Source organism: Pseudomonas sp. 8(2025) (genome assembly GCF_052665325.1).
In genome coordinates, this window is record NZ_JBQOIE010000018.1 from 107,257 (window position 1) to 114,018 (window position 6,762).

Annotated in this window: 6 protein-coding genes; 3 read left to right on the forward strand and 3 right to left on the reverse strand. The window is 53.0% G+C overall.

Annotated features, from left to right (window positions below; all coding sequences use genetic code 11):
* Positions 1-45 precede the first annotated feature (45 nt).
* Together ACUXVH_RS27310 and ACUXVH_RS27315 are read left to right on the forward strand one after the other, a co-directional pair.
* Positions 46-1,287: an NAD(P)/FAD-dependent oxidoreductase gene (locus ACUXVH_RS27310; protein WP_065363529.1), complete on the forward strand. Its 1,242-nt coding sequence runs from the start codon at positions 46-48 to the stop codon at positions 1,285-1,287.
* A gap of 16 nt (positions 1,288-1,303) precedes the next feature.
* The gene (locus ACUXVH_RS27315; protein ID WP_065363528.1) at positions 1,304-2,104 is read left to right on the forward strand and encodes an amino acid ABC transporter ATP-binding protein; all 801 of its coding nucleotides are present in this window, start codon (positions 1,304-1,306) and stop codon (positions 2,102-2,104) included.
* Positions 2,105-2,362: 258 nt separating this feature from the next.
* Here the strand turns inward: ACUXVH_RS27315 and ACUXVH_RS27320 are convergent, their stop codons facing one another.
* From ACUXVH_RS27320 to ACUXVH_RS27330, 3 genes are read right to left on the reverse strand one after another with little or no spacing between them, the layout of a single operon-like run.
* A complete protein-coding gene (locus tag ACUXVH_RS27320) occupies positions 2,363-3,370 on the reverse strand; it encodes a hypothetical protein (RefSeq protein ID WP_065363527.1) in 1,008 nt (335 codons plus the stop codon).
* On the reverse strand, positions 3,348-4,793 hold the full coding sequence (locus ACUXVH_RS27325) for an AAA family ATPase (RefSeq protein WP_445496390.1): 1,446 nt from the start codon (positions 4,791-4,793) through the stop codon (positions 3,348-3,350). The genes ACUXVH_RS27320 and ACUXVH_RS27325 overlap by 23 nt, the downstream gene beginning before the upstream one ends.
* The gene (locus ACUXVH_RS27330; RefSeq protein ID WP_445496392.1) at positions 4,759-5,322 is read right to left on the reverse strand and encodes an AAA family ATPase; all 564 of its coding nucleotides are present in this window, start codon (positions 5,320-5,322) and stop codon (positions 4,759-4,761) included. Before ACUXVH_RS27330 ends, ACUXVH_RS27325 begins: the two co-directional genes overlap by 35 nt.
* A gap of 711 nt (positions 5,323-6,033) precedes the next feature.
* On the opposite strand from ACUXVH_RS27330, the gene ACUXVH_RS27335 reads away from it, so the two are divergent.
* Positions 6,034-6,342, forward strand: a complete 309-nt coding sequence (locus ACUXVH_RS27335) for a hypothetical protein (protein ID WP_065363526.1) — start codon at positions 6,034-6,036, stop codon at positions 6,340-6,342.
* The last annotated feature ends 420 nt before the right edge of the window (positions 6,343-6,762 follow it).

Below are 6,762 nucleotides of genomic sequence, written 5' to 3' on the forward strand. Positions count from 1 at the left end.
CCCTTTAGCGGGCCGCCCCGCGGCCCCTGTCATAAGGACTGAAACATGCATTGCCAAACCCTCGTTCTGGGCGCCGGAATCGTCGGCGTCAGCAGCGCCCTGCACCTGCAGGCCCGCGGCCGCCAAGTAGTGCTGCTGGACCGCCAGCCCCCGGGCAACGGCACCAGCCACGGCAACGCCGGGTTGATCGAACGCGCCAGCGTGATTCCCTACGCCTTCCCCCGGGAGGTGACCAAGCTGGTGCGCTACGGCCTCAACCAGCAATCGGACGTGCGCTACAGCCTGCGTCACCTGCCCAAGGCCGGCCCCTGGCTGCTGCAATACTGGCGCCACTCCTCGCCCAAGGGCCTGGCCGCCGCCACCCGCGCCATGCTGCCGCTGATCGAACGTTGCGTGAGCGAACACCTGGCCCTGGCCCGCCCGGCCAACATGCTGGAGCTGATCGCCGACGGCGGCTGGCTCGAAGCCTTCAACGACCAGGAGGCCTTCGACTTCGCCCAACGCGCCGCCGCCGACCTGCGCGACTACCAGCTCAACTACCGGGTACTGGACCGCACTGCACTGCTGGCCCTGGAACCCGGCCTGCACCAAGACGTAGTGGGCGGCCTGCACTGGCTCGACCCAAAGACCGTCAGCGACCCCGGCGGCCTGACCCGCGGCTACGCCGAACTGTTCAAGCAGCGCGGCGGCCAATTCGTCATCGGTGATGCCCTGAGCCTGACCCAGATCGAAGGCGGCTGGCAGGTGCACAGCGAACTCGGCCCCATCACCGCCCAGGAAGTGGTGGTGGCGCTGGGCCCGCAAGCCAGCGGCATCTTCGAGCCCCTGGGCTACCGCATTCCCCTGGCGATCAAGCGCGGCTACCACATGCACTACGCCGCCCTGCCCGGCACCCGCTTGCAACACCCGATCCTCGACCCGGTGGGCGGCTACGTCCTGGCGCCGATGGTGGGCGGTATCCGCCTGACCACCGGCATCGAATTCGCCGACTGCGACGACCCGATCAACGAAATCCAACTGCGCCGCTGCGAAGCCCTGGCCCGGAACTTCTACCCCCTGGGCGAACGCCTCGACGCCGAACCCTGGCTGGGCCGCCGCCCGTGCCTGCCGGACATGTGCCCAGTGATCGGCCCGGCCCCGCGCCACCCCGGCCTGTGGTTCAACTTCGGCCACGCCCACCACGGCCTGACCCTGGGCCCGGTGAGCGGCCACCTGCTGGCGCAGATGGTCACCGGCGAAACGCCCTTCACCGACCCCACCCCCTACCGCGCCGAGCGCTTCAACTGACCGACGGAGAACCGCCATGCAGACCCAGACCGCCCCGCTTCCCGCCGCCTCCCAAGCGCCCGTTCACCCCGCCGTCGATCCGCGTGAAGTGGTGATCGATATTGCCGGGCTGAACAAGTTCTACGGCGCCTTCCACGTCCTGCACGACATCGACCTCAAAGTGCGTCAGGGCGAACGCATCGTCCTCTGCGGGCCTTCCGGCTCGGGTAAATCCACCCTGATCCGCTGCATCAACCGCCTGGAGATTGCCGAAAAAGGCCGGATCCTGGTGGACCGCACCGACCTCTCGCAAAACACCCGCGAAGCCGCCCAGGTGCGCAGCCAAGTGGGCATGGTGTTCCAGCACTTCAACCTGTTCCCGCACATGAGCGTGCTGGACAACTGCACCCTGGCACCGATGACCGTGCGCGGGTTGTCGCGGAAAAAGGCTGAAGAACTGGCGCGAGGGTTTTTGGCCAAGGTGGGGATTGAGAACCAGGCGGATAAGTACCCGAGCCAGCTTTCAGGCGGACAGCAACAGCGCGTGGCGATTGCACGGGCGTTGTGCATGGAGCCGAAGATCATGTTGTTCGATGAACCGACCTCGGCGCTGGACCCGGAGATGGTGAGTGAGGTGTTGGATGTGATGGTGAAGCTCGCCGGCAGCGGCATGACCATGTTGTGTGTGACCCATGAGATGGGGTTTGCGCGGCAGGTGGCGGAGCGGGTGTTGTTTCTCGATGGTGGGCGGATTGTGGAAGATGCGCCGCCGGAGGCGTTTTTTGGCGCGCCGAAAAGTGCGCGGGCTAAGGCGTTTCTTGCGCAGATTGTGCATTGAGGTGGGGAGGCGCCGTGTATCGTTCGGCGCCTGTTTAGTCTTAGGGGAAGGTATTCGTTGCTGTGGCAATAGTGACTCAGTTAAGTCGCTACTATCGACCAACAGCGGACTCTTCACTGATTCAGTTCCAGCAAAAATCAGACCCGCTATTTGGCTCTCATGAAGTAATCATTAACGCAGCAAGCCGCTAGGTTCAGGCTGGCTTACCTAAACTTCTAGAGACTAGCGCGTGTTATTGGCGTTGAAGCCGTTGACAATCTAGATTATCTCGCACTCCCACTTATTACCCACATTAGCCAATTCAATTACGCCATCCTCATGTCTCCAGAACATCAGGCGTAATGCGCGAGCTCCCCCGGTGACGTGAGTTCTCCATGCTGAACGCCCGTTTCTGATCAGTTGCACTCCAGATTTTTCCGAAGTATCAAATGTATTGATAGGCTTTTTAGGTTGACCAGCCAAAACTCGAACTATTGTCTCAAAAAGAGTGCAGCTGAAAGCGTTAGCTCCAGCACACTCGTTATCCAATGTGGATAACCTAAACCCTTCCCCGAGAAAAAAGCAATTTTCATTAAAACTTTTCGGATCTCTGCCATTCTGCAAAAAAAACTGCACGACCCCAAAATACAACGCTCTTTTTAATTCGTCATTGTCTCCGGAAAGCTGGTAGCATTTCTCCGCATCAATACTCTTTATATAATCTAACAAATCATCAGAGATAGGAATTGTGTGATCAATTGATTTGGGTACAGGGAACTGACCAGGCACGACACTTGTAACAGTACCCCTAACTAATGCAGCGCGCGGAAAGCAGGGTAGATGATGGTGAAATACAATATGCTGATAACCGAAGCCAGCATTCTCAAGACTTAAGTCTACCATTAACTCTGCTAAATGATTATCTCTATCTTCATCGCTATGTAGATCCGGATTTACTTCCAGCTCAAGGTTATCCCATTCTGCCAGAATGTCGTCGTCGACTTTCAGCTGTGCCACGTTACTGAGAAGGTAAATCACCACCTTGGTGATTTGTTCTGCACCAAACGTGAACTCGTGTTTTGTAGGGAAGTTTTTCTTAAATAGATCAAGGCTCGGGTAGTGACCTTTGCTTTGGAGCTTGAGCAACGCATTAGGCTCTAAAAATACCGGATGACCGGCCTCGTGCTCATTCTTTAATCTTGTGAGCCCTGCATAATAATGATGAATGTCGCTTTGAGCGCAAAACGCACTCGCAAGCAGATAGTCAGCGCTGATCAGAATTCGCATCCCTGCGTTTCCTTGTGATTGTAGGTTTTGACCTTGGCTCTGCATTCTCGGCTTGCTCACTGAATTCTTTACGCGCTGCCGCGAACAAAATTTTCTCAACTTCGCGATCACTCTGATCGAAGAAATCTTCAGGCCAGTCTTGAATCACTCCAAATCGATTTATTTCAACTTTTCGTATTGTTGACGCGCTATCATTTTTTTCAATGAAATAGATGGGTGACTCTGTAGCGATTCTATCTTGGGCTCCTTGCGCGATGCGCAGCCGCAATCTATTTATCATATACTCGCTATGCGTTTCCACAATGCACTGCCGATTAGATCCAGACATTGCAATAAAGAAGTCACAAAGTTTTGACTGAACTTTCGGATGAAGGTGAAGTTCAGGCTGCTCCAACACCAAGATATTGTCAGGCTCAGCCAACAAGCACATTACAAGAATTGGCAAGATTTGACTCACACCCACACCTACGTGAGTTAGGTCTTGGGGGCGATCTCTATCTGCGATCTTAACTTGAAGTTCATAACCCAACTTCCCCTTATCCGCGGTTTCTACTTTTTTAACCACACCAAGGTATGAAAGCCAGTCGTGGCAAGCATCCTGTAGTGTGGCGCTACTTATGGCCCAGCTGAATTCATGTTCTTTGTTTAGACTTGGCTTGGGGTAGCGAATGCGCTTGTGTTTATTGGAGTGCAGGACTGCAGCGGTGTATTCACCCTTCAGGCCGATATTTGTACCTATTTCTTGATCCATAAAAGGATAAACTGCAGACGGCTCATTTCGGAGTGGCCGCAAATATTTAATACTTCTAGGAAAATCAACTCGAAGCTGATGTGATGCGAGCGAAATAAATTTTAGCGGATAAACCTCTAAACGCTCTTCCTTTAAAGCGACAGCACTATACCAAATTTCCTGCAAAGCACTACGATGCTTGTCAATAAACTCTACTAACGGACGTCTGATGCTATCATCAAGACCCTGTAAAAATGAAACCCACTCACGAATAGTAGATGTGCGCTCAAAAAAAACCTTATGAATAATTTCGCTAGAAAGATTAAAAGTAGTATTTACTAGATCATCCTGAATTGAAGATATATCTTCACTACCACTAACCATCTTGCGCTGAGATAGCTTTATAAATTTCTTATATGCCAATGAATTTATTAGTGCTGCCTTAAAGGCCTTCCGCTCCTCATCGATTCGAGCATTTATTTCTTTGAATAATTCTGGCGGCAACTCAATATCAAATGGGCTATCTACAAAATGCCTAGCCAAGGCAACTATATTTTTTCCGCAAACAGCGCTAATTACATGAGCTGAAATTTTCTTGGTGTAGTTATACTTTACTAGAAGCTCGCGAGGCAACAGAGGACCAATACATCCTATAATATTATATATCAGGATATTCCTTCTCCAAAGATTCACGATCTTTTGAATCCAAACTAACTATATCGTAGTCATATTGATAAGTCTTTAAACCCAATGTAAATGAGCTCTTAGAGGGCACCACCTCTATAGACTCTTCAAGACCCAACTCGCCAGGCGCATTACTGATACGCATCTTGATGTTCTGTATTGGGGGATGAAGGCTCTCTTCTGATCCTGCTGTTTTCTTCTTTGTGCCAAAGGAGAGATCAATCTCAATTAATTCTGGGCCTTCATATTGTAATCTTGAACCAGCCTGATTGAGCTTTAGCCTTATCTGTATAGATTCCGACTCAGAATGGTGTGACTTAATATCTTCAAAAGCGCCAAGTCGAGCAAGATGCCCATTTAACACAATCGAATTGGAAGACTGTCTCGCACTGAATGTTTGACTCAGCATCAACAGCGCCTGAAGTATTGAACTTTTTCCGCTACTGTTCGAGCCACAAAGTAGTGTCAGCTTTCCGAGCGCAATATCCTCAGTTTCCGTAAAAGACTTTAAATTTGTAAGCTTCAAAGTTTCGATCATTACTTCTCATCCATTATTTAGTTGATCGATTACCAACTATAAAATCAAGTGATTTGGCTCGTAAGACCTCAGCTCACCTTCCTTTTTGTGATGCCATACTGCCATATCTGAATACATTATTCATCATCGTCTTCAGAATTACCCTAGCTTCAAATGATAAGGCATGTATGCCTATTTGCGACGAGCATCAATGTTGTTGACTTTGAAACCACAGGCCCGCGTCCAGACAGCAACCTTAGGGCTGTCAGAATTGCTCGATTTGTTTGTCAGCTCCTCGGCTCGACTACTGAATAAGGCATGAGGGCGCACGTAGATGAATGTTTCATTGCGAGCGGCGGCCTATCACGAAAGGCTGCTAATGGCCGGAAGCTGCTGCAAAGCCAGAGCGCAATACACCGCTTATACATAATGTCGGCTCCGCTGACGCTACGACACACCCACTCAAACATCCCCTCCAACACCCCGTTGCCCGTCCCCACTCCCCGCCCCTATAGTTCCCCCTCGCAGCAACATTCGCGACGACCTTGGCCGGTCGAATTACAACGCAGCATCAGCGTCCACAACACCTTTGCAGTCGCCTTTCCGGTGCCCGCGACAGGATGTTATGACGGCTGTGCGCAGTGATTCTCCGGTCGTCATATGCGCGCACAGCGGTCATTTTCTTCGTCGCCTGCAACCCAGGTGATTGCTCCTTGCACAGGAGCTGTACCGATGATTGACCAGCCACTCTCGCGTTTTACCGCCGTCGACACCCACGACACCAACCAAGCCGTTTTCTACCTCGACACCCAAGCCCCTCTGAACGATCTGGCCAGCAGTGCGGCCCATCGTTTCACCGTGGTGCGGGATCTGATGGACACGCTGTCCACCCTTAACCTGAAAGACATTGCCGACTGCGACCTGACGCGGGTCACCCGAGGGGTGCATCTGCTCACCCGAGAGGGTTGCGCGGTGCTGGAGGTGATTCAGTGGCGAACAGCGCAAGAGGCCTGCACGCCATTGAACTCAACCAGAGCGTAATACGCGCTTGGCTTTGCCCCGGCCTTTGATCTTGCTTTGGCTTTTGATGCTGCTTTTGATCTTGATCTTCCTGCCCCCTCCAGAAGGCCGAACGCAGGCGTTGCGCAGGGGGCAGCTCGGCATGGATGCCGAGCTAGCCGCCATCAGGCCATGGATGGCCTGTGGCGGCGTGCCCCCGGAGCAATGCCGGAGTGAGGGAACGCCGAGCCTAGGCGAGGTGCCGGATGCGGGGGCAGGAGCCCTTTGCTTACTTTGGGGCTTTTCCAAAGTGAGTCGCTGTAAGAGCGAAACCCTAAGCAGCCGTGACCGCAGCAACGGATATGTACACAGAACCGTATGAAGTCAGGTGAAAAGCATCGGCAGGTTTGGCGAGGACTGCGTCCTCGTGCGCAGCCTCGCTGCGCTCGACAGCGGCTACAG